The following is a 230-nucleotide window of genomic DNA, read 5'->3' as shown; positions in this document are numbered from 1 at the left end:
ACCTATGTAAATTTGCAATTCCGTATGCAGCACCAAAATGGCAAGGTCATTTGGGTGCAATCAAAAATGAAATTTTGCGAACACGATGCATTTGGAAAACCAACGCGTTGTGTGGGCATCAACAATAATATTAACGATTTTATTCTCGCTCGCGAAGATTTATTAGCCGCTAAAACCCAGGCGGATATGGCGAATAAAACCAAGAGTGAATTCCTGGCACGCATGAGCCA

General features: G+C 41.7%; 1 protein-coding gene. It reads left to right on the top strand.

Annotated elements, in window-relative coordinates:
* Window positions 1–24: 24 nt before the first annotated feature.
* Window positions 25–230 (top strand): PAS domain-containing protein (locus tag GT354_RS11045; RefSeq protein WP_237534613.1); only part of this gene is annotated, 206 nt, incomplete at its 3' end.

The sequence above is a fragment of the Streptomyces sp. SID3343 genome (genome assembly GCF_009865215.1).
In the GTDB taxonomy this organism is placed as follows: domain Bacteria; phylum Actinomycetota; class Actinomycetes; order Streptomycetales; family Streptomycetaceae; genus Embleya.
Note: the sequence above shows the minus strand (reverse complement) of the source record. Positions and strands in the feature narration are given on the sequence as shown.